The organism is Pisciglobus halotolerans (assembly GCF_900113675.1).
Taxonomy (GTDB): Bacteria; Bacillota; Bacilli; order Lactobacillales; family Carnobacteriaceae; genus Pisciglobus; species Pisciglobus halotolerans.
On record NZ_FOQE01000017.1, the window covers coordinates 1 to 20,635 of the forward strand.

18 protein-coding genes, 1 pseudogene and 1 other annotated feature are annotated in these 20,635 nt (G+C 37.7%); of the genes and pseudogenes, 15 read left to right on the top strand and 4 right to left on the bottom strand.

Annotated elements, in window-relative coordinates:
• The 4 genes and pseudogenes from BM057_RS06760 to BM057_RS06775 form a co-directional block, all read left to right on the top strand.
• On the top strand, positions 1-218 hold a 218-nt coding region (locus BM057_RS06760), incomplete at its 5' end, for an IS3 family transposase (RefSeq protein WP_143074489.1).
• An 84-nt stretch (positions 219-302) separates the two neighbouring features.
• Positions 303-1,316 (top strand): annotated as a pseudogene (locus tag BM057_RS06765) (sodium ion-translocating decarboxylase subunit beta); the annotation flags it as partial.
• A 126-nt stretch (positions 1,317-1,442) separates the two neighbouring features.
• Positions 1,443-2,708 carry an aspartate aminotransferase type Ic gene (locus BM057_RS06770; RefSeq protein WP_092092399.1) on the top strand — a complete coding sequence of 422 codons (1,266 nt, stop codon included), beginning with the start codon at positions 1,443-1,445 and terminating at the stop codon, positions 2,706-2,708.
• A gap of 109 nt (positions 2,709-2,817) precedes the next feature.
• A complete protein-coding gene (locus tag BM057_RS06775) occupies positions 2,818-3,384 on the top strand; it encodes a YtxH domain-containing protein (RefSeq protein ID WP_092092401.1) in 567 nt (188 codons plus the stop codon).
• 293 nt (positions 3,385-3,677) lie between these two features.
• Here the strand turns inward: BM057_RS06775 and BM057_RS06780 are convergent, their stop codons facing one another.
• A complete protein-coding gene (locus BM057_RS06780) occupies positions 3,678-4,112 on the bottom strand; it encodes a DUF2188 domain-containing protein (protein WP_092092403.1) in 435 nt (144 codons plus the stop codon).
• Positions 4,113-4,328: 216 nt separating this feature from the next.
• Here BM057_RS06780 and BM057_RS06785 point away from each other — a divergent pair, with 216 nt between their 5' ends.
• The 5 genes from BM057_RS06785 (at position 4,329) to yidD (ending at position 7,853) form a co-directional block, all read left to right on the top strand.
• Positions 4,329-5,183: a methyltransferase domain-containing protein gene (locus BM057_RS06785; protein WP_092092405.1), complete on the top strand. Its 855-nt coding sequence runs from the start codon at positions 4,329-4,331 to the stop codon at positions 5,181-5,183.
• Between the two features lie 82 nt (positions 5,184-5,265).
• Positions 5,266-5,469, top strand: a complete 204-nt coding sequence (locus tag BM057_RS06790; protein ID WP_245741866.1) for a hypothetical protein — start codon at positions 5,266-5,268, stop codon at positions 5,467-5,469.
• Between the two features lie 337 nt (positions 5,470-5,806).
• Entirely contained in the window at positions 5,807-6,976 is a 1,170-nt protein-coding gene (queG, locus tag BM057_RS06795) for a tRNA epoxyqueuosine(34) reductase QueG (protein WP_092092407.1), read from the top strand.
• A gap of 19 nt (positions 6,977-6,995) precedes the next feature.
• Positions 6,996-7,502 (top strand): tRNA (uridine(34)/cytosine(34)/5-carboxymethylaminomethyluridine(34)-2'-O)-methyltransferase TrmL, encoded by a 507-nt coding sequence (gene trmL, locus BM057_RS06800; protein ID WP_092092409.1) that lies wholly within the window; start codon positions 6,996-6,998, stop codon positions 7,500-7,502.
• Between the two features lie 93 nt (positions 7,503-7,595).
• On the top strand, positions 7,596-7,853 hold the full coding sequence (gene yidD / locus BM057_RS06805; protein WP_047393434.1) for a membrane protein insertion efficiency factor YidD: 258 nt from the start codon (positions 7,596-7,598) through the stop codon (positions 7,851-7,853).
• A 67-nt stretch (positions 7,854-7,920) separates the two neighbouring features.
• Here yidD and argS read toward each other — a convergent pair whose 3' ends face one another.
• Positions 7,921-9,615: an arginine--tRNA ligase gene (argS, locus tag BM057_RS06810; RefSeq protein ID WP_092092411.1), complete on the bottom strand. Its 1,695-nt coding sequence runs from the start codon at positions 9,613-9,615 to the stop codon at positions 7,921-7,923.
• 88 nt (positions 9,616-9,703) lie between these two features.
• Positions 9,704-9,921 (bottom strand) — a binding site (T-box leader).
• A gap of 168 nt (positions 9,922-10,089) precedes the next feature.
• Between argS and argR the strand changes: the two genes are divergently transcribed.
• The 4 genes from argR to proS all read left to right on the top strand — a co-directional run bounded on the left by argR (position 10,090) and on the right by proS (position 15,262).
• Complete coding sequence (gene argR, locus BM057_RS06815) at positions 10,090-10,545, top strand: arginine repressor (RefSeq protein WP_047393325.1); 456 nt, start codon at positions 10,090-10,092, stop codon at positions 10,543-10,545.
• 42 nt (positions 10,546-10,587) lie between these two features.
• Positions 10,588-12,114 carry a phosphohexomutase domain-containing protein gene (locus BM057_RS06820; protein ID WP_092092413.1) on the top strand — a complete coding sequence of 509 codons (1,527 nt, stop codon included), beginning with the start codon at positions 10,588-10,590 and terminating at the stop codon, positions 12,112-12,114.
• Between the two features lie 64 nt (positions 12,115-12,178).
• Positions 12,179-13,045, top strand: a complete 867-nt coding sequence (locus BM057_RS06825; protein WP_092092415.1) for an aldo/keto reductase — start codon at positions 12,179-12,181, stop codon at positions 13,043-13,045.
• Positions 13,046-13,822: 777 nt separating this feature from the next.
• Entirely contained in the window at positions 13,823-15,262 is a 1,440-nt protein-coding gene (gene proS, locus BM057_RS06830) for a proline--tRNA ligase (RefSeq protein ID WP_092092417.1), read from the top strand.
• A gap of 181 nt (positions 15,263-15,443) precedes the next feature.
• On the opposite strand, the gene zwf is transcribed toward proS, so the two are convergent.
• Entirely contained in the window at positions 15,444-16,928 is a 1,485-nt protein-coding gene (gene zwf / locus BM057_RS06835) for a glucose-6-phosphate dehydrogenase (protein WP_047393335.1), read from the bottom strand.
• A gap of 361 nt (positions 16,929-17,289) precedes the next feature.
• Here zwf and BM057_RS06840 point away from each other — a divergent pair, with 361 nt between their 5' ends.
• Positions 17,290-18,618 carry a DEAD/DEAH box helicase gene (locus BM057_RS06840; RefSeq protein ID WP_092092419.1) on the top strand — a complete coding sequence of 443 codons (1,329 nt, stop codon included), beginning with the start codon at positions 17,290-17,292 and terminating at the stop codon, positions 18,616-18,618.
• 38 nt (positions 18,619-18,656) lie between these two features.
• On the opposite strand, the gene BM057_RS06845 is transcribed toward BM057_RS06840, so the two are convergent.
• Positions 18,657-19,469, bottom strand: coding sequence for a DUF1189 domain-containing protein (locus BM057_RS06845; protein ID WP_092092421.1), 813 nt, complete (start codon positions 19,467-19,469; stop codon positions 18,657-18,659).
• A gap of 492 nt (positions 19,470-19,961) precedes the next feature.
• Between BM057_RS06845 and BM057_RS06855 the strand changes: the two genes are divergently transcribed.
• Complete coding sequence (locus BM057_RS06855) at positions 19,962-20,570, top strand: superoxide dismutase (protein ID WP_047393339.1); 609 nt, start codon at positions 19,962-19,964, stop codon at positions 20,568-20,570.
• Positions 20,571-20,635: the final 65 nt, after the last annotated feature.

A 20,635-nucleotide genomic window follows, 5' to 3' on the forward strand; every position in this document is an offset into this window, starting at 1 on the left:
TCTCTCGTAAAGGAAATTGTTTGGACAATTCACCAATGGAAAATTTCTTTAGTCTTTTGAAACAAGAAGTATATCATGGACAAGTTTTTCATAGCTACGAAGAACTAGAGAGAACAATCGTCACATTTATCGACTATTACAATCACAGAAGAATCAAACGGAAACTCGATTGGATGAGTCCAATCGACTATCGTAAAGAAATTCAGAACGCCGCTTAGGGTTAGAAGTTTCTTGCGGATAAAAGTAGAAAAAAAGAAGTGGATTTCTCCACTTCAAAAAAGTCTAATATTTGGGGGTCACTACATGAACCATATTTGCTGCTGCCTATTGCTTTCGGCATGCTACTAGTCAATTTACCGCTGGCCCATTTAATGCTGCCACCTGAAAATGGCTCGAACGGAGGTCTATTGTATTACATTTATCAAGGAACAGAATTAGGCATTTATCCTCCGCTGATTTTCCTCTGTTTAGGCTCGACGATCGATTTTGGGCCTTTGATTGCCAATCCAAAAACACTTTTACTGGGTGGAGCAGCACAAATTGGGATTTTTGTTGCTTTCTTTGGCGCTCTTTTGCTTGGTTTGACACCTTTAGAAGCAGCTTCGATCGGAATCATTGGTGGTGCAGACGGACCAACTGCTATTTACTTGACGACCCAATTGGCCGAGCATTTATTGCCCATTATTGCCTTAGCTGCTTATTCTTACATGGCGCTCGTCCCCATTATTCAACCACCGATCATTCGATTATTGACGACGAAAGAAGAACGCAAAATTGAAATGAAGCAACTTCGGGTAGTAACGAAAAAAGAAAAAATTTTATTTCCTATTGTGACGACAATTTTTGTTTTGTTGCTTGTTCCATCTTCTGCACCGCTTATCGGTATGTTGATGTTAGGGAATCTAATTAAAGAATCTGGCCAAGTCCCAAAAATCACCGATGTTCTTCAGCATTCATTGATGTATATCGTGACGATTTTATTAGGTGTCTCAGTTGGTGCTAAAGCTGAGGGCGATTTGCTTTTGACTGTTGCCACTTTGAAAATCATTGCTTTAGGTCTCATTGCTTTTGCTGCCGGAACAGCAGGTGGTGTTTTGATGGGGAAACTGATGTGTAAACTGACAAAAGGTGAGATCAATCCAATGATTGGTGCTGCAGGAGTTTCTGCTGTACCTATGGCTGCTCGTGTTGTGCAAAAAGAAGGCATAAAAGAAAATCCTTCTAATTATATACTGATGCATGCGATGGGGCCTAATGTTGCAGGAGTTATCGGATCAGCAGTAGCTGCAGGAGTTCTGCTTGCTTTCTTCAGCTAAGGCTTCGTTATTTTTCAGCATCTCCTCGAGAAAGAAAAGTGGCTTTTAAAATAGATCATGGTTTTGTTTTCGTGAAAGTCTTGCTATAATTTATTCATGTCATGAAAAGAGTCAGGAGGAGTGCTGATGGAAAATGCACTTGAAAAACAATATACTGAGTTGAAAAAACTCTATCAACAATACCTGAATGATCCGGTGAATCTAAATTTAAAAAGAGGCGTTCCTAGTAAAGAACAATTGGCTTTATCAGAACCTATGCTGACCGTTTTAAATGAGACAGATTCATTTGTCAGCAAAGATGGAACAGATATTCGAAACTATGGAAGCTTAACAGGGATCATAGAAGCTAAGGAATTTTTTGCAGATTTATTGGAAGTAGAGGCTCATGAAGTGATCGTGGGTGGAAACTCCAGCTTGCAATTGATGCATCTTGTTTTGTCTAGCTTGATAAAACACAAAAAAGACATTGCAGCTAATAGTTGGAAAAATGAAGGCAAACGAAAAATGCTATGCCCTAGTCCTGGTTATGATCGACATTTTGCTTTAGCTGATTACCTTGGATTTGAATTGGTCCCAATCACATTAAAAGAAGATGGACCTGACATGGAACAGGTACAAACACTGGTTGCCAATGATGACAGTATCAAAGCAATCTGGTGTGTACCAACTTATAGCAATCCAACGGGGATCACCTATTCTAATGAAGTGGTGCATGCTTTATCACATATGCAAACAGCTGCTGAAGACTTTACCATTATGTGGGACAATGCTTATGTTGTTCATCACTTGAATCAAGAACATGAAGCAGCTCTTAATTTACTAGAAGCTTGTAAAGAAGCTGGCAACCCCGAGCGACCATGGTTATTTTGCTCAACTTCAAAAGTAACTTTCCCTGGAGCTGGAGTAGCGGCTGTAGCCTCTTCTGAAAAGAACATCAAGTGGTTAAGCGAACCATTATCTTTTCAAACGATCGGTTTTGACAAATTGAATCAAATGCGTCACGTAAAATTTTTGAAAGACCGTAAACATTTGCTGGAACACATGGAAAAACATGCGGCTATTCTAAAACCGAAGTTTGATTTGATCGTTCATCAGTTGGAAAAAAATTTCCAAGGAAAAGAGATCGTTCAGTGGACCAATCCAAATGGCGGTTATTTTATTCATTTAACGACGCAAGAGAATTGTGCTGAAAAAACAGTTGAAGCATTGGGAGCTATTGGTGTGCACTTGACTGAAGCAAATGCAACCTATCCTTATGGAGAAAACCCTTTGGATAATAGCATTCGATTAGCTCCAACTTCTGTTTCGCTTTCGGATCTAGAAATGGCGATGGATAGGATTTGTTTATGTCTTGAATTGGTTGCGCTAGAAAATAAAATTAGGAAAAAATGAAATCTAGACCATTCTTTTTTAACGATCAAAGCAGAAAAAGAGAAGAAAAAGTAAAAAAAGTGTATGATAAAAGAAAACAAATATTTTTTGATCGGAAAGGAAGAGCGAGATGTCAAAAGGAACGTTTTGGTTAGGAGCACTCATTGGAGGGGTATCTGCATACGCTGCAGCTTACTTATTTGCACCGAAATCGGGATATGAACTTCAAGAGGAATTGTTCGATAAAGCAAATGAAACAAAAGAAGCAACACAAGGCTATTTAGAAGTGGCGCAAGAGACAAGTCAAGATTTAAAAGCAATGCTGCAAGATGCCTCAACAGGTGTAAAAGAAAGCTTCAGAACAGCTTCTGATGATCTGAAGGGACAATTTAAGGAAGATGCCAAATTCCTTAAAAGCGATGTTGAAGGAATCAAAGAGCAAGTTCCTGGAAGTGTCCGAAACTTAAAAGAAACGGTTGCGGCTAGTATGAAACAGAAAAAAGAGACCACTTTGGATTTAAAACAAGATCTCTCAGCAGTCACTCAAGAAGCAAAAAGTGATTCTGCTGGAATTAAAGACGAACGGATGCAAGAAGTAAAAGAAGTTCAGCAAGAAAATGAACAAAATACTGAATACGAGCTGTATCAAGAAGCATTTGAAAAAGAGTTGGATTTAGATGATACATTTAAAAAATAAACAGTATGTTGATGGTTTATACTCTTAAAATGAAAAAGCGGGGAAGAATGGACTAGCCATTTCCCCGCTTTTTAGCATATATTGTTTTTTCCTCTTCTAACGCTGGTAAAGAAATTTCCTCCAGTCGATGGGCTGCTAAAATTTCTAGAAGTAGAATACTAACGAGTTTAGCCTGAAAAAGGAATGGTTTTTTACTGACCAATGTTAAATATTGTAGAACCCATACATTTTAAGAAAATCTATGAAGTTGGATTGCTTCGAGCCGCTAAAGTATTAAACAAAAGAGGTCTTGACTAAGATTGTTTTTCGCCATTTTCTTTGTATTTAATGACATGACTATCTTTGTTGTCTGCTATTTCTTTGGCTCTTTTGACAGCTTCTGCCTTTGTATTGAATGAATCTGCTGCGTGTTTTGCTTTTACTGTTTTGACTTGCCATTTACCATCTTCATGATAAACTTTAACATCATTATCTAATAAGTCAGGAATTTTGCTTTTTGTATCATGCTTATCATCTTTTTTTGGCGGATCTTCTTTTTTGAATGCTTTCTTTTCTTTTTCGGAAGCATTTTCCATCCACTCTTTCGCTTGCGAAGTTGCAATTGGAATCGCATGATCATCGTTGTAACCTTCCGCTAAAAGAGCATTTGCAATGTCGATGGCCTTTTTTCGCAATAAGGGGTCAAAGTTTTTAAAAGATGCGGGGTAGTCGTTCATGTTCCAAGGCATATTGTTCATCCTTTCTTTTTACTTCATTATCATCAGCTTAGCACCTTTTCTTACCGCATTCAAAATATCTGATTGAGGCAAAATGTCTAATTTTTTTATAATTTTATGAAAATGGTGGTTTGCCGTGTTATAGTTGAAAAGATAATAGAAATGACGTTTTTATTTAGGAATAAGAATGAAACAACGATCAATTTCATATATTAAGGAGCTTTTAAAGTGAAAAAAATAGACCAAGCAAAAAAATTTTTAACGGAACAAATGTCATTGTTTCAATGTCCTGTTTGTAAAGAACCTTTTGAAAAACTACAAGAGCATAGTTTGATTTGTCGCAATGGACATGTCTTTGATCTTTCGAAAAAAGGAACCCTTTATTTTTTAAAGAAAGCTTCTAAAAATGAATATGATAAAAATATGCTCTCCGCTCGCTTTGCCATTGCACAGGCTGGTCTGTTTGACCCTCTCATTGAAATGGTTTATAAAAACATAACGCGAAAGGAAGATGGAACGGTATTAGATGTTGGTTCAGGTGAAGGCTCTCACTTAGATAAGCTGGTGCACTTGGGATTAAAGGGGAATTTAGTAGGTTTCGATATTTCAAAAGATGCCATTATCTTAGCTGCCAGCCATTTTACATCAGCTTTTTGGTGTGTTGCCGACTTGGCTCAGTCTCCTTTTGCAGCTAACCAATTTGATACCATTTTAAATATTTTTTCACCTTCTAATTATCAAGAGTTTGAACGGTTATTGAAAGAAGATGGACAAGTGATTAAAGTCGTGCCCGATGCTGATTATTTAATTGAATTAAGAAAACTTTTTTATCTGGACCAGCAAGAAAAACAGCGCTACTCAAATGAACATGTGATTCAAAAATTCCAAGAACATTTTTCTGAAACAACGATCGTACCTATTCGTTATACTTTTCCACTTGACAGTGAGCTTTTTGATCAATTGATGCTAATGACACCGCTTGGATGGGGCGCAACAGCAGAAGGTAAGCAATATGCCATGCAGCATCCTTTACAAAGCGTGACAGTGCATGTACAAATGCTGATCGGTAAAAAAGGGTCTTAAACGTAAAGAATGCATTTTATTTGTAGTTTATCTAACCTCGCACTATACTTAAATTAAGTTAGTGAAATGGGGAGGAATAAACATGAGTATGTTGAATGAACAAGAAATTAATCAATTGATCGATGATGCAAAGAAAGAATTGGATAGAGTAATGGATAGACGCTCAGAAGACTTAGGAAACTCAGTCCATTTTATTGAAAATGAACTCCAAATAGTGAACTTAAAAGGACAAATTACGGCTTATCAACAAATTTTAAATAATCAAGAAGAGACTCCAATCGAGTAAAATAGGTAAATAAAACACCATAAAAAGTTCTTCATCTATGAATATTAACTTTTTCTCTTGCATAAATGCTGAGTTGGTGTTACATTTATATTTACAAGCCGCAGTTGGTTCATTCGTTTTTATCAGGAATCCATCAGATGTTGATAAAAGTTAATGAATTTAAAGGCTTCACTAACGTATCGCTTCGCAGTGTCTACCACCGAAGCGATACGTTTCTTTGTGTTGATCAAGTTTTTTTATCTTTTATTGTGCCTTTTTCTTTTCAGTTTATAGCAAATCTTTATATTTTGTTTTAAAATAGAAGGGACTGCTAATGCTTTTTGAAAGGAGAAGAAAGATGTCAACTGGAGCTGCTTTAAAAGAACGCATCATCGCAGAGAGCAAAAAGATCGGCATAGATAAAATCGGTTTTACAACAGCAGAACCTTTTGAGGGACTGGAAGAACGACTCCATGCTCAACAAGAAAAAGGGCATCACTCTGGATTTGAACATAAAGTGATCGAAGAACGCGTTTACCCGGAATTGATTTTTGATGAACCAAAGTCAATTATTGCTATTGCATTGGCTTACCCCACTAAAATAGCAAATAAACCACCACGAGAAAAAGGTGTACGTCGTGGAGAATTTGCTCGCGCTTCATGGGGAACTGATTATCATGACATCTTAAGAGAAAAAATGGACCGGCTGATTGAGTATATTCGTGAAGAAGCGGCAGAAGAAGTAACGTTCAAACCAATGGTGGATACAGGGGAACTTGTAGATGTGGCTGTTGCCCAACGAGCCGGACTAGGGTTTATAGGTCGTAATGGACTATTGATCACAGAAGAGTTCGGCAGTTATGTCTATCTAGGTGAAATCATTACAAATCTTTCTTTTCCTGCTGATGAACCTGTTCCATTTGGTTGTGGAGATTGTACACGTTGTATTGATGCTTGCCCTACAGGAGCGCTGCTTGGCGATGGTAGAATGAATGCACAACTTTGCTTGTCTTATCAAACACAAACAAAAGGCATGATGGATGAGAAATTCAGAAGAAAGATTGGCCATGTCATTTATGGCTGTGATATTTGTCAAATCGTTTGTCCATATAATAAAGGAAAAGACTTTCATTTCCACAAAGAAATGGAGCCTGATCCTGAAGCAGTTATGCCGAAACTGAAACCGTTGTTAACGATCAGTAACCGTGAATTTAAGGAGAAATTTGGTCACATGGCTGGTTCGTGGAGAGGGAAAAAGCCTTTGCAAAGGAATGCCATCATTGCGCTTGGTAATTCGCGTGACAAATCAGCCTTGCCGGACTTGTTGCAATGTGTAGAAAAGGATATACGCCCAGTGATTCGCGGCACAGCCGCATGGTCTATTTCAAAGATCGTCACAAGCAGAGACGAGATGGTCGTAGAATTTCTTGAAGAAGCTCTTGAAAAAGAAACAGATAAAGAAGCTTCCCAAGAAATGACTAAAGCGATCGAAACCATTAGAAATAAAAATGAAAAACGTAGAAGATAGTCAGGAGAGAATGTTTGTTATGAATCATATTGCTTTATTTGAACCCCTTATTCCAGCTAATACTGGAAATATCGCTAGAACATGTGCTGCAACCGATACGCGTTTGCATCTGATCGAACCACTTGGATTTAAAACGGATGATAAGCATTTGAAAAGAGCTGGCTTAGATTATTGGCATGATGTGGATATTGTTTATCACCGCAATCTGGAAGAATTTGTTGAATCAGTGGGAGACGGAGAATTATTTTTAATCTCAAAATTTTCTCATAAAGTCTATACGGATGTCGATTATTCAAACACTGAAAAAGATTACTATTTCTTGTTTGGAAAAGAAACAACAGGTCTTCCGGAAAACTTTATGCGGGAAAATGAAGATAAATGTTTGCGCCTGCCAATGGATGATACACATGTTCGTTCATTGAATTTATCTAATACAGCTGCGATCATGATTTATGAAGCATTACGACAACAGCAATTTGCTGGGCTAGAGCTGACGCATCACTATACAAACGATAAATTAGACTAAAAACGAAACGAATGAGCTTGAGACGCCTTCGAATGATCGTTTCTTATGCATCATCAAATTGATTTTAATAAAGAGAAAAGAGCAGGTGGAGCATTGAAAAAAATATTTATCCTTTTGATTAGAGGTTATCAAAAAGGCATCTCGCCGATGTTTCCAGCAAGCTGCCGATACCAACCAACTTGTTCTCAATACACCATCGAAGCCATTCAGCAGCATGGAGCGTTAAAAGGCGCTGTAATGGGAACAGCTCGGATCATGCGTTGTCATCCATTTGTCAAAGGCGGTTATGATCCTGTTCCTGACCATTTTAGTTTGAAACGAAACCAAAAAAAGAGAAACCAAAACGAGTAGAACAGTTTTGGTTTCTCTTTTTTATTGGTTTGATCCTGCTTATTTAAGGATGCAGCGAAAGCTGTTCTTACATTTGATCAGGCGCTTCTACACCTAGAATACGCAAGTCTTCTTTCAATAAGTCCGCCACAGCTTTTACTAAAGCTAATCTTGCAGGTTTTTCTTCGTCTTCTACAAGTACACGGCTGTTTGCATAATATTTGTTAAAAGCTTGTGCCAAGTGAAGGGCATGTTTAGCAATAACAGAAGGTTCAAATTTTTCAAATGCACGACGAAGCGTTTGATCATATTCTTGGATCAACTTGATGACTTCCCAACTGTAATCATCTGTCAGTGAATAGTTATCCGCTACTGGTACCTCATTGATCTCAGCTTTGCGCAAAATGCTCATGGCACGGGCTCGTGTATATTGTACATAAGGTCCCGTTTCTCCTTCGAATTGTACGATTTCTTCAATCGTAAAGTCAAAGTTGTTTACCCGTTCATTCTTAAGGTCGTGGAAGATAACAGCACCGACACCAACTTGATCGGCAACTTTTTCTTTATTTGGCAAATCAGGGTTCTTAGCTTCGATTTGTTTTAAAGCTGTTGCAACCGCATCATCCAGCACTTCATTTAAGAGAACGATTTTCCCTTTACGTGTAGATAATTTTTTACCGCCTTGTGTGATCAATCCAAATGGAATATGGTGCATATCATCTGACCAGTCGTAACCCATTTCTTTTAAAACAGCTTTTAATTGTTTAAAGTGGTTAGCTTGCTCGTTTCCAACAGCGTAAAGAGACATGGCAAAGTCATACGTGCGTTTCCGGTAAATCGCTGCAGCTAAGTCACGTGTGATATAAAGCGTTGCGCCATCTGATTTTTTGATCAAGGCAGGGTTCAAGTTGTATTTCTCCAAGTCGACGATCGTTGCGCCGCGATCAACTGTTAAAATATTTTTTTCTTCCAATAAGTCGATGACTTCTTGCATCTTGTCATTATAAAATGCTTCACCATTATAAGAATCGAAAGTAATGTTCAAACGGTCATAGATTTGATTGAATTCTTTCAAAGATTCAGAACGGAACCATTTCCATAATTCTGTTGCTTTTTCATCACCGTCTTCAAGTTTTTTGAACCATTCACGACCTTGCTCATCAAGTTCAGGATTTTTCTCTGATTCTTCGTGGAAACGGACATACAATTTCAATAATTCTTGGATCGGATTTGCACGAACAGCTTCTTCAGATCCCCATAGTTGGTAAGCAACGATCAACTTCCCAAACTGTGTGCCCCAATCGCCTAAGTGATTGATTTTAACGGGTTGATAGCCCATTTTTTCGACGATATTTGCTAATGCATTACCAATAACAGTCGAGCGCAAATGTCCAAGAGAAATAGGTTTAGCAATGTTTGGAGAAGACATATCGATCGGAACATTGCGATGATCGCCCAAATTAGTATTGCCATATTCAGTTCCTGCTTCAAGCATTTCTTTCAATACTTGTGAGCTGATCAGTTTTTTATCTAAGAAAAAGTTTAGATAAGGACCGACAACTTCAATTTTTTCAACATAGGGGGAAGAAACGTTTTCGCCAATTTCAGCTGCGATTTGTTGAGGCGCTTTGCGGAAAAGCTTAGCCAATGAAAAAGCAGGGAATGCAATGTCGCCGTGACTGGCTTGTTTTGGTTTCTCTAATAAAGTTAAAATTTCTTCAATTGTCAAGGAATCACCGATTTGTTCGTGTAAAGCTTCAGCAACTTTTAATTTGTAATTCATAAGTTTTCCTCCATTACCATTTATTTTTGATTGTTGTGATGAAAAAAAGGGTATAAAAAAAGCCTCTTTCTAGTCTGCAAAAAGACTAAAAAGAGACGAGTTATTCCCGCGGTACCACTCTTGTTGTTGTGTTTGGAACACAACCACTTGTTTCTGTCATAACGGCTGAAATGGCCGGAACTGATCAGTAAAAACTGACTTCATTCTCTCCGAAGTACGATTCCTGCAAATTTCCGTGATTGGCTCCCACCGTCCCAACTCGCTATTGACTTCCATCAGCAGTACTTTCTTCATCAACGATCATTATTTGATTTTTTCCTGTTCATTATACCAATTTGCTCAAGCGATAGCAACTAAGAAAAGAAGAAAGAATTTTTATTCATCCATTTGTAAAAAAAATGCTAAAGTTAACCGTTTTCTAGTCGACTTTGTTATAATACATGTATGAGCATAATGATGAGGGAGGTTCACCGAATGAAAAAATCGGAAAGACAACTGGCCATAAAGCAAATCATTACAAATTTTGAAGTAGCGACCCAAGAAGAGTTGCTGAAACATTTGAAAGAAGAAGGAGTCAATGCAACACAGGCAACGATCTCAAGGGATATTAAAGAGATGCATCTTGTAAAAACAACCACTCCACAAGGAAATGTAAAATATACTTTATATCAAAACAATCAACTGACGAATGAAGAAAGACTGCAGACAACGATCGGTGATGTGGTTACTCAAATCAGTAAAGTACAATTTATGACGATCGTGGTTACGATCCCTGGAAATGCACATGTTGTAGCGGCACTGATCGACGCGCTGGATTATCCAGAGATCGTCGCAACAGTTGGCGGGAATGATACGATCGCTATTATTTCTAAAGATGATGCTGATGCAGATAAAGTGTATAAATATTTAAACCAATTCATTGAAGAATAGTGATCAGAAGAAAACAGTAAAGAAAGGAAGTAAAAAAACATCATGGATCAACAATCATTATTAGACCTACAGAATGGTTCAGATATTCGTGGAGTGGCAACTCAAACGCCGGAAAAAGAAACAACACTGACAGAAGAAAACATCGAAAAAATCGGTTACGGTTTTGCTGTTTGGCTGAATGATGTAAAAAAACTGAAACTAGATGTACCGGGCCAAATGGTGAAAGTAGCTGTTGGACAAGATAGCCGTCTATCCGGAAATAGAATCAAAGACCTATTGATCCAGTCACTTGAAAATGCGGGTATAACGGTTTTTGATGTGGGATTAGCGACAACACCAGCTATGTTTATGGCAACAAAATACGAGGATTACGATGCAGATGCGGCTATTATGATCACTGCCAGTCATTTGCCTTCAGAGTATAACGGATTGAAGTTCTTTACAAAGGATGGCGGAGCTGAACACGAAGACATTACTTTTATTTTAGAACATGCTGATCGTGAACACATTTCCTGGCCAGCTGAGCAAGGAGAGACCATTAAAAAACATCTTTTAAGAGATTATGCGCATGATTTGAAAGAAAAAATTCGTTCTGGTATTAAACATGCAGCTGATCCTGAGAAACCTTTGAAAGGAAAACACATTATCGTAGATGCAGGAAATGGTGCTGGCGGCTTTTTTGCTGATGCTATGTTAGCAAAATTGGGAGCGAATACAGAAGGCAGTCAATTTTTAGAACCCGACGGTAATTTCCCGAATCACGTTCCAAATCCTGACAATAAAGCGGCAATGAAAAGTATCCAAGATGCTGTGATCAGACACCAAGCGGATATGGGCATTATTTTTGATACAGATGTAGACCGGTCAGCACTTGTTGACCGCAATGGAATGACCTTGAACCGCAACAATTTAATTGCTGTTATTTCTGCTATTTTGATCAAAGAGAATCCGGGGACGACTATCGTTACCAATTCAACAACGACAGACCATTTAAAAGATTTTATTGAAAAGTTGGGAGGAAAACAAGATCGCTATCTGACTGGCTATCGTAATGTGATCAACCGTGCATTAGCTTTAAATGAGAAAGGAATCTCGACCAGCTTAGCGATTGAAACAAGCGGGCATGCTGCCTTAAAAGAAAACTACTTTTTGGATGATGGTGCCTATTTGATTGCTAAAATATTGATCGCCGATGCTGAATTACAAAAAGAAGGCAAAGACTTTTCCAGCTTGATTGCTTCGTTGAAACAGCCAGAAGAAACAGATGAAGTGCGCTTTAAAATCTTATCTGAGGATGTTCAAGAAGCAGGAGACCAAATATTGAAAGCATTTGAAGCTTACGTTAAGAAGACCGTTGACCTGCAAATCGAACCACAAAACTTAGAAGGCGTTCGTGTGAATACAGCAGGACAATTTGGTTCTGGCTGGTTGTTGTTGCGTATGAGTTTGCATGAACCGCTTTTAGTATTAAATTTGGAGAATGATGAAGCAGGTGCCATTGTAAAAATCAAAGAAAAATTGAAAGATTTCTTCTATGAACAATCCTTGCTAGATGCATCTCGCTTGTAACTTCAATGATCAATCTACTAAGATAGTAAGTGGATAGAAAAGAAGAATAAGGAAGTGGAATAAAATGGAGAAACCCTTATTGAAGAGTATAGAAATGTATAATGGTGTAAAGATTCCGCAAATTGGTTTGGGTGTCTTTTTGATGAAAGATGAAGAAGAGCTGGTTTCAGCTGTGAAAGCAGCGGTTGAATCAGGCTATCGTCATTTCGATACAGCAAAAATTTATGGAAACGAAGAATACTTAGCAAGAGGCTTGAAAGAATCAGGCGTTGCTAGAGAAGACATCTTTTTAACATCCAAAGTTTGGAATTATGATCAAGGATTTGAAGAAACAAAAGCTGCTTTTGAAGAATCGCTGCGTAAGCTAGATACAGATTACTTAGATCTCTATCTTATCCATTGGCCAGCACCGAAATATATCGAAACATGGAAAGCTTTAATGGAATTATACGAAGAAGGGAAAGTTCGTGCAATTGGCGTATCGAACTTTCAAATTCATCATTTGGAAGAATTAAAAAAACAAGAACTTATGCAGCCAATGATCAACCAAATCGAAACGCATCCTGAATTTCCACAGAACGAGTTGCATGAATACATGAAAGAAAATGGCATTGTTCATGAAGCTTGGGGTCCGATTGGTCAAGGAAAAACAGGTTTGCTTTCTAATCCAGTATTGGTAGCTATTGGGAAAAATTATCAAAAAACGCCTGCTCAAGTGATTTTACGTTGGCATGTCCAACGCGGAGAAGTAATCATTCCAAAATCTGTCCATGCAGAACGTATTAGAGAAAACAGTGATATTTTTGATTTTTCTTTAACAGATGAAGAAATGGATTTGGTGGCTAGTTTAGAAACGGGCACACGTTATGGCTCTGATCCTGATGATCAAGAACGATTAAAAGAAACGTCCATTCGTCCTGAAAATCAATAACGTAATACTGCTCAGCAGAATTAAGACTAGGAAACGTTCTAGTCTTATTTTTTTTATTCTTCATTCTCTAACGTTGGTAAAGAAATTTTCTACGGTAGATGGGGCTACTGATGAAAAGCTGTGAGCAAGTATTGAGCCGAAAACCGCCTCTCGATGCTCGCAAGCTTCAAACTTAGTATCATGGCTAAAGCCTAACATTAAGTGACTCACACTGCATCTTTTTTCATGGCTATTAGTTGTCCTATACCCTTCCTGAAGTTTTTAGAAATAGAATTTTAACAGGATTAGCATCAAAAAAATGATTTTTTACTAACCAGCGTTAAAAATTGTAGAACCCTTTTCTTTAGCAGCAACTCTTTCAACAAATAAATTGAAAATAGTGCATGATAGAAGTAATAATTGAAAAAAGATTGAAATTTTTGACTAGACAGCTTACAATAGCTAGTGTAAAAGCGTCGGGATTAGTAAATTGATGAAGGGTAAAGAGAGTCTTTTCATAGCTGAAAAAAAGACCCCCACTGATCGATCGAACCTGCCTGACAATACGTTATAGAAATATAACCGGGGTTCTGCCGTTATCAGAAAAGAGATGGACTTTTTGTGAAAGCAAATTGTCAATAAAGGTGGTACCGCGGAAGTATATTTCGTCCTTTTTAAAGGATGGAGTATGCTATTTTTTTGCGTAAAAATGTAGTATGAATCAACCTACAGCAGAGTAAAAAGCGGTTTAATGACGTCTGCTTATTCCATGTTGTTGGACATTATAGGAGGGCTCACATGAGTAATTTACAAAAAGAAGATTTTTCTGCTTGGTATATCCAAACGATCAAACAAGCAGATTTAATGGATTATTCGCCTGTACGCGGGTGTATTATCTTTAAACCAGACGCTTTTGAGATCTGGGAACATATCCAAGAAGCTTTTAATCGTCGTTTTAAAGAAGAAGGCATTCGAAATGCTTATTTCCCAATGCTGATTCCAGAATCTTATTTTACAAAGGAAAAGGACCACATTGAAGGTTTCAGTCCTGAACTGCCATGGGTAACGGAAGCAGCTGGAGAAGAGCTAGAAGAACGGTTGGCTTTAAGACCCACTTCAGAAACAATGATCGGAAATGCTTATGCCAACTGGATCCAATCTTATCGTGATTTGCCAATGGAAATGAACCAATGGGCAAATGTTTTTCGCTGGGAAAAGAAAACATTGCCTTTCTTACGTACTTCTGAATTTTTATGGCAAGAAGGACATACTGCACATGAAACGGAAGAAGAAGCACGTCATCGTACAATGCGGATGCTTACGATTTATCAAGAAGTCATTGAATCTTTATTGGCGGTACCTGTTTATGAAGGACAAAAAACACCGTCAGAACGTTTTGCTGGAGCTGTTGATACTTATTCAGTAGAAGCGATGATGAAAGATGGCAAAGCAGTGCAAGCAGGAACTTCTCACTTTATGGGAACTAAGTTTGCTGAAGCTTTTGATATCAAATATTTGAACCGTGACAATGAACACGTTTATGCTCATACGACTTCATGGGGAGTTTCTACACGATTGATCGGTGCTTTGATCATGACGCATGGAGACGAACAAGGACTTGTATTGCCACCAAAAGTAGCTTCTAGACAAGTCGTATTGGTGCCAGTCGGTCCTTGGAAGAAAAATCCTGAAATTATGGAGAAACTGTCTACATTAAGGGATGGCTTACGTGAAAAAGGATTGCGTGTCATTATTGATGACAGCAGCAATTCACCTGGCTTCAAATTTAATGAATGGGAATTAAAGGGTGTACCGATGCGAATAGAATTTGGTCCGCGTGATTTGAAGAATGATCAAGTAATGATCAAAATGCGTGATCTTTCTGAAAAAGAAAGTGTTCCCCTAGACGATGTTTTATCCTACATTCCAACTGCTTTGGACAATATGCAAACACGCTTATTAGAAAAAGCGCGGGAAAATCGCAAACAGCATGAATATACGCATATCAATACGTTAGATGAATTGAAAGAACATATTGAAATGAAAAAAGCAGAAGGAGAAGTACCTGGTTTTGTTTTAGCGGGATGGGATGGAGATCCTGAAACAGAAGCAAAAATCAAAGAGGAAACTGGTTTTACAACTCGGAATATTCCTTTTGATCCTCCTGTTAAAAAAGAAACTTGTATTGTTTCTGGCAAGCCTGCTCAGTATACCATTTGGTTGGCACGCGCTTATTAGAATCATTCAAAAAAGACCTTGGCAAGAGCGCCAAGGTCTTTTTTGAGCTTTTATCATTTTTTGCATGAACCGCTTAAAGTAATTTCTTTTGAAATCGTTTCTTCAAAAGAAAAACTTCAAGAAAATATTTTCCAACTCTTTTTCTCAGAGAGCAGCAAGTGAAACCAAAAGCCAATAAAGCTTATTCTGCTTCTGGTTCCCAATGCCAATGGAAGCCGTCTCGTTTTAATAAATCGTCGCTTTCGATCGGCCCCATCGACCCGCTTGGATAATTCGGGAAGGCACATTCGACTTTGTTCCAAGCCTGACGAATAGCGTCGATAAATATCCAAGAAGCTGCGACTTCATCCCAGTGAGTAAAGTTCGTAGCATCTCCATTCAAGCAGTCGAGAAGCAGTTTTTCATAGGCTTCTGGACTATTAGCAGTCATTTCAGCTGAGTGGGTATGTGTCAAATGGATCGGTTCAGTTCTCATTCCGGGACCAATTTTCTTAGTATTGAGTTTCAAAGAGAAACCTTCAACAGGTGAAATGAAAATAGATAAAACATTTGGCGGTAAATCTTCTTCAGCTTCTTCTTGAAACAGATTCAATGGTACATTTTTAAACTCAATATCGATTTGCGAACCTTTTTCAGCTAATCGTTTACCAGTTCGAACGTAAAAGGGAACGCCAGCCCAGCGATAGTTATCAATGAAGAGTTTTCCAGCAACAAACGTTTCTGTTTGTGATTCAGGATCTACATTTGCTTCTTTTCGATAACCATGAAGAGTAGACCCTTCTATCGTGCTTTTTCCATACTGGCCGCGGACAAAGTTTTTGCGAACTTCTTCATCATTGTAAACACGCAAAGCACGCAACACCTTGATTTTTTCATCTCGTATTTCACTATCTTTTAATCTTGTTGGCGGCTCCATCGCAAGCAAGGCGACGACCTGAAGAATATGATTTTGAACCATATCACGCAATGCACCGCTCGTGTCATAATAACCGCCGCGCTCTTCAACGCCCAGCGACTCACTGAGTGTTACTTGTATATTGCTGATATAACGATTGTTCCACATTGACTCGATCAGTTGATTACCGAAACGAATCGCAGAAATATTTTGGATCATTTCTTTACCAAGATAATGGTCGATCCGATAGATTTGATCTTCTGTAAATGAAGCACGGATTTCTTCATTCAGTTCATAAGCACTATCGTAATCGTGTCCAAAAGGCTTTTCAATGATCAACCGATCAAAGCCATTTTCTGTCAGCAGATTTTGTTCCTTGATATTCTTAGCAATGATGCCGAAGAACTTAGGAGACATAGCCAAGTAAAAGAGACGGTTTTGTTCCAATTGATATTTTTCATCAAGCATACAAGCAAGCTTTTCCAAGTTGACATAATGCTCAGTATCTTTAACATTATGAGATTGGTAATAGAAGTGGCTAGCAAAAGCAGCCGCATGTTCAGTTGATTCTGTTAGTTCTTCAATGTTTTTCATCACGATTTCGCGGTAATAATCGTTTGACCATTCTCGTCTAGCAGTACCGATCACAGCAAAATGGTCTTTCAAATAACCTTTCTTATATAAACGATAGAGTGATGGGTATAATTTCCGATTGGCCAGATCACCTGTTCCACCAAAAATGATAAATAATGCCTTTTTTTCTTCGCCCACTCCAAAAAAACCTCTCTTTCATTTTACGATTTAGAGTTTGACCTTTATTTTTTCAATTCATCTAAATCATTGTACTGTTAAAATGCAGGATAATCAATTTTTCTTTTTTTTATTTACTAACGAATTTAAAACTGTTTATTAGTTTACCATGCTTTTCTCAAAAAATCTAAAGCGTTATCGCGTGGAAAATAAAGTATTTTTACTTTCCTATAAATGATAGAACAAGAAAGAAACTCAAAATATCCAAGGACTCAGCTGCCATTTGTCAGAATGATCAGCTGATATTTTGAGTTTTTTGTTAGCATCAGACAAAAATGTGTTATAATAGATCAGATAGTTTAATATAGAAAGAGGCGAAAAAATGCAACATTCTTTTGAAAAGTTTGGTTTAAAACCATTTTTAATCGACGCCATTCATGAATTGGGATTTAATGAGCCAACTGAAGTACAAGAAAAAATCATACCGCAAATAAAAAAAGGTCGCAGCGTCATTGGGCAGTCTCAAACAGGATCTGGAAAAACGCACACTTTTTTACTGCCATTGATCAACAATATCGACCCAGAAAAAGAAGAAGTTCAAATCGTCATTACTGCACCTAGCAGAGAATTGGCAGACCAGCTGTTTCAAGCAGCTGAACAACTTGTCGCTAAAGCTGATCCGGCTATTTTTGTTCAAAACTATGTGGGAGGAACAGATAAGAGCCGTCAATTGAGTAAACTGCAGCACAAACAACCCCATATCGTGATTGGAACTCCTGGCCGGATCTTAGATTTAGTCAATGAAAACGGCTTGTTGCTTCATACCGCTTCAGTGTTAGTAGTAGATGAAGCAGATATGACTTTAGACATGGGGTTCTTGGAAGATGTTGACCAAATCGCTGGAAAATTGCCTGATCGCATTCAAATGCTCGTCTTTTCGGCGACTATTCCGCAAAAATTACAACCTTTCTTAAAAAAATATATGGAAAATCCTTTATTTGAACAGATCTCGTCGAAAACGTTGCTGTCTCCTTCAATCGACAACTGGCTGATCTCGACAAAAGGAAGAGAAAAAATTGATCTGATTTATCAATTGCTGACGATTGGACAGCCTTACCTAGCTATTGTTTTTGCAAATACAAAAGTTAAGGTCGATGAAATTGCTGCTGGTCTAAAAGAGCGTGGTTTAAAAATCGCTACGATCCATGGCGACATTCCTCCTCGTGAAAGAAAAAGAGTGATGAAGCAGATCCAAAATCTAGATTATCAATTTATCGTTGCTACGGACTTGGCTGCTCGCGGAATTGATATCGAAGGAGTTTCACATGTCATCAATGCTGAGATTCCAAATGATTTAGATTTCTTTATTCACCGAGTTGGTCGAACAGGACGTAAAAACATGGAAGGTATTGCGATCACACTGTATGATCCTAGTGAAGAACAGCAAATTACTGAACTTGAAAAAATGGGGGTTCAGTTTGTGCCAAAACAAATTCGTCAGCAAGAAATCGTAGATACGTATGACCGCAACCGTCGTGAAAAAAGAGAAAAAACAACTACCGAAACATTAGATCCTGCCATCCGTGGAATGGTCAAGAAGAAGAAGAAAAAAATTAAACCAGGCTACAAGAAAAAAATCGATCGCGCCATTAAAGAAAGCAACCGAAAAAAACGGCGGATTGAAACGCGCAATCGTGCGAAAAGAAAATAAAAAAACACGGTAATAAGAAGTTCTTATTACCGTGTTTTTTATGTTATTTTTCGCTGATCGGTATTCTTTAGTACAAAGAAATAAACAAAAAGCGTTAGGACTAATTTGATTTCTAATTGAAAAGCAAGATACAAACCAAAGGTGTTTAAAATTGCAAATAAGATCGTAGGGGCAGTGGAAGCAAACAAAACGATCTTCCAGTTTTCAAAAAATTTCAATGACTTTCGGTAGAAGACAGAGAAGAGATTAGCAAATACGGTATATAAAAAATTGTTGAATAAAGCTGTCACAAACATGATCGCGAACAACAATATACCGATCAGTACGGAAGCACCGAAGTTCATTTCGCCCATCGTTTGAAATAAATCTTTGAAGAAACGCTGGTCCATGCCATTTAGCTGGCTATAGGACAGTTGAACTGGATAACCGCTGATACTGAAATAAAGGCCGTCCTCTAAAAGAGAAATAAATAATCCATTTCCTCTTACTTTGCTTTCAACGTCTTCTTGCGTCATTCTGCCTGAAGGTTCAAATGTAAATACAAATGAATCAGTTCGATAAATATAACTTTTTGCTTGTTCACTAGGAACAATCTGATTATCGGAGATTGTAAAATCTGGAATCGTTTTCGCAATTTCTTTTCCATCAGAAGAAATATTTTGAATGATTTCGTTTGTTTGAATGTAAAACGGAATCGTCATGATCAAAGCTAAAAATAAGAAGTAAAGCACCTGATTCTTTTTTGATACTTTACGTGCTGCTGCTAATTTTTCAGGAGCAACAAATGAAGCTTTGAATAATTGAAATAATTGAATAAAAATCCCTCCATTATTGATAAAAATAACCAACATCTGATTTTACAACAAAAACAGATGACTTCTCCTTTCTATTGTAGACTGTTATTTAAGGAAACTCAATAGAAAGAAAACGAGCTCATTCATAACGTTGAATGAAAAAAAATAGGTTTAAAAATTCTTGCTTCTATATATTCATGTTAAAGAATAGGGAAGAAGAGGTGCGATTCATTCAAGGAAACGAAAATCTGTTGCATTAATGGAACCAAATCAGCTGATGAAAGACATAAAGCCTCGTTCTGCTCGCTTTGCATCATTTTGCTAAGTTTATGACCTCGATCAAGTTCAATGGCAAAAGCGGAGTGTCTGCCCAAAGAACAGTTTTGTTTGTTAAAAAAGTTAAAATAGAACATTATGTCAGCAAAAATGCATAAACTTTTTTCGACCATTCGTTGACACCAACGTTTTGCTCGTTTTATTTGTATTCTTCTAATAAGAGTGTTAGATTATTAATAGTAAGGAATAAATAAACATTGGAGGAATTTGATTATGGCTTACGAATTACCAGCATTACCATATGCATATGATGCTTTGGAACCGCACATTGATGAGGAAACAATGAAGTTTCATCATGACAAACACCATGCAACTTATGTAGAAAAAACAAATGGTGCTTTGGAAAAACATCCTGAGTTGGCGGATAAATCTATTGAAGAATTAGTGGCAGACTTAGCTTCTGTTCCTGAAGATATTCGCACAGTGATCCGTAACAATGGCGGTGGCCATGCTAACCACAGTTTCTTCTGGGAAATTTTATCTCCAAATGGTGGCGGAGAGCCTACAGGAGCATTGAAAGAAGATATCGCATCTACTTTTGGCAGCTTCGATAAATTTAAAGAAGAATTTGCAGCAGCAGGCGCTGGACAATTTGGTTCAGGCTGGGCTTGGTTAGTTGTAAACAATGGTAAATTGGAAATTACTTCTACACCAAACCAAGATTCTCCATTAACAGATGGCAAAACGCCTATCTTAGGAGTAGATGTATGGGAACATGCATACTACTTGAAATATCAAAACAAACGTGCAGCTTACCTTGATGCATTCTGGAATGTTGTAAACTGGGATGAAGTAGCTAAACGTTACGAAGCAGCAAAATAAGCTGTGACGTAAAAAAACAAGAGACGTTGGGATCATATTTCCGACGTCTCTTGTTTTTTATGTTG

What these genes read in the sequence shown, in the direction of transcription:
- BM057_RS06790 (WP_245741866.1), top strand. Translation starts at nt 5,266, where the DNA reads ATGAGTATGTTGAATGAACAAGAAATTAATCAATTGATCGATGATGCA.
- BM057_RS06780 (WP_092092403.1), bottom strand. Translation starts at nt 4,112, where the DNA reads ATGCCTTGGAACATGAACGACTACCCCGCATCTTTTAAAAACTTTGAC.
- argR (WP_047393325.1), top strand. Translation starts at nt 10,090, where the DNA reads ATGAAAAAATCGGAAAGACAACTGGCCATAAAGCAAATCATTACAAAT.
- BM057_RS06825 (WP_092092415.1), top strand. Translation starts at nt 12,179, where the DNA reads ATGGAGAAACCCTTATTGAAGAGTATAGAAATGTATAATGGTGTAAAG.
- BM057_RS06770 (WP_092092399.1), top strand. Translation starts at nt 1,443, where the DNA reads ATGGAAAATGCACTTGAAAAACAATATACTGAGTTGAAAAAACTCTAT.
- trmL (WP_092092409.1), top strand. Translation starts at nt 6,996, where the DNA reads ATGAATCATATTGCTTTATTTGAACCCCTTATTCCAGCTAATACTGGA.
- queG (WP_092092407.1), top strand. Translation starts at nt 5,807, where the DNA reads ATGTCAACTGGAGCTGCTTTAAAAGAACGCATCATCGCAGAGAGCAAA.
- BM057_RS06845 (WP_092092421.1), bottom strand. Translation starts at nt 19,469, where the DNA reads ATGTTGGTTATTTTTATCAATAATGGAGGGATTTTTATTCAATTATTT.
- proS (WP_092092417.1), top strand. Translation starts at nt 13,823, where the DNA reads ATGAGTAATTTACAAAAAGAAGATTTTTCTGCTTGGTATATCCAAACG.
- argS (WP_092092411.1), bottom strand. Translation starts at nt 9,615, where the DNA reads ATGAATTACAAATTAAAAGTTGCTGAAGCTTTACACGAACAAATCGGT.
- BM057_RS06855 (WP_047393339.1), top strand. Translation starts at nt 19,962, where the DNA reads ATGGCTTACGAATTACCAGCATTACCATATGCATATGATGCTTTGGAA.
- BM057_RS06775 (WP_092092401.1), top strand. Translation starts at nt 2,818, where the DNA reads ATGTCAAAAGGAACGTTTTGGTTAGGAGCACTCATTGGAGGGGTATCT.
- BM057_RS06840 (WP_092092419.1), top strand. Translation starts at nt 17,290, where the DNA reads ATGCAACATTCTTTTGAAAAGTTTGGTTTAAAACCATTTTTAATCGAC.
- BM057_RS06820 (WP_092092413.1), top strand. Translation starts at nt 10,588, where the DNA reads ATGGATCAACAATCATTATTAGACCTACAGAATGGTTCAGATATTCGT.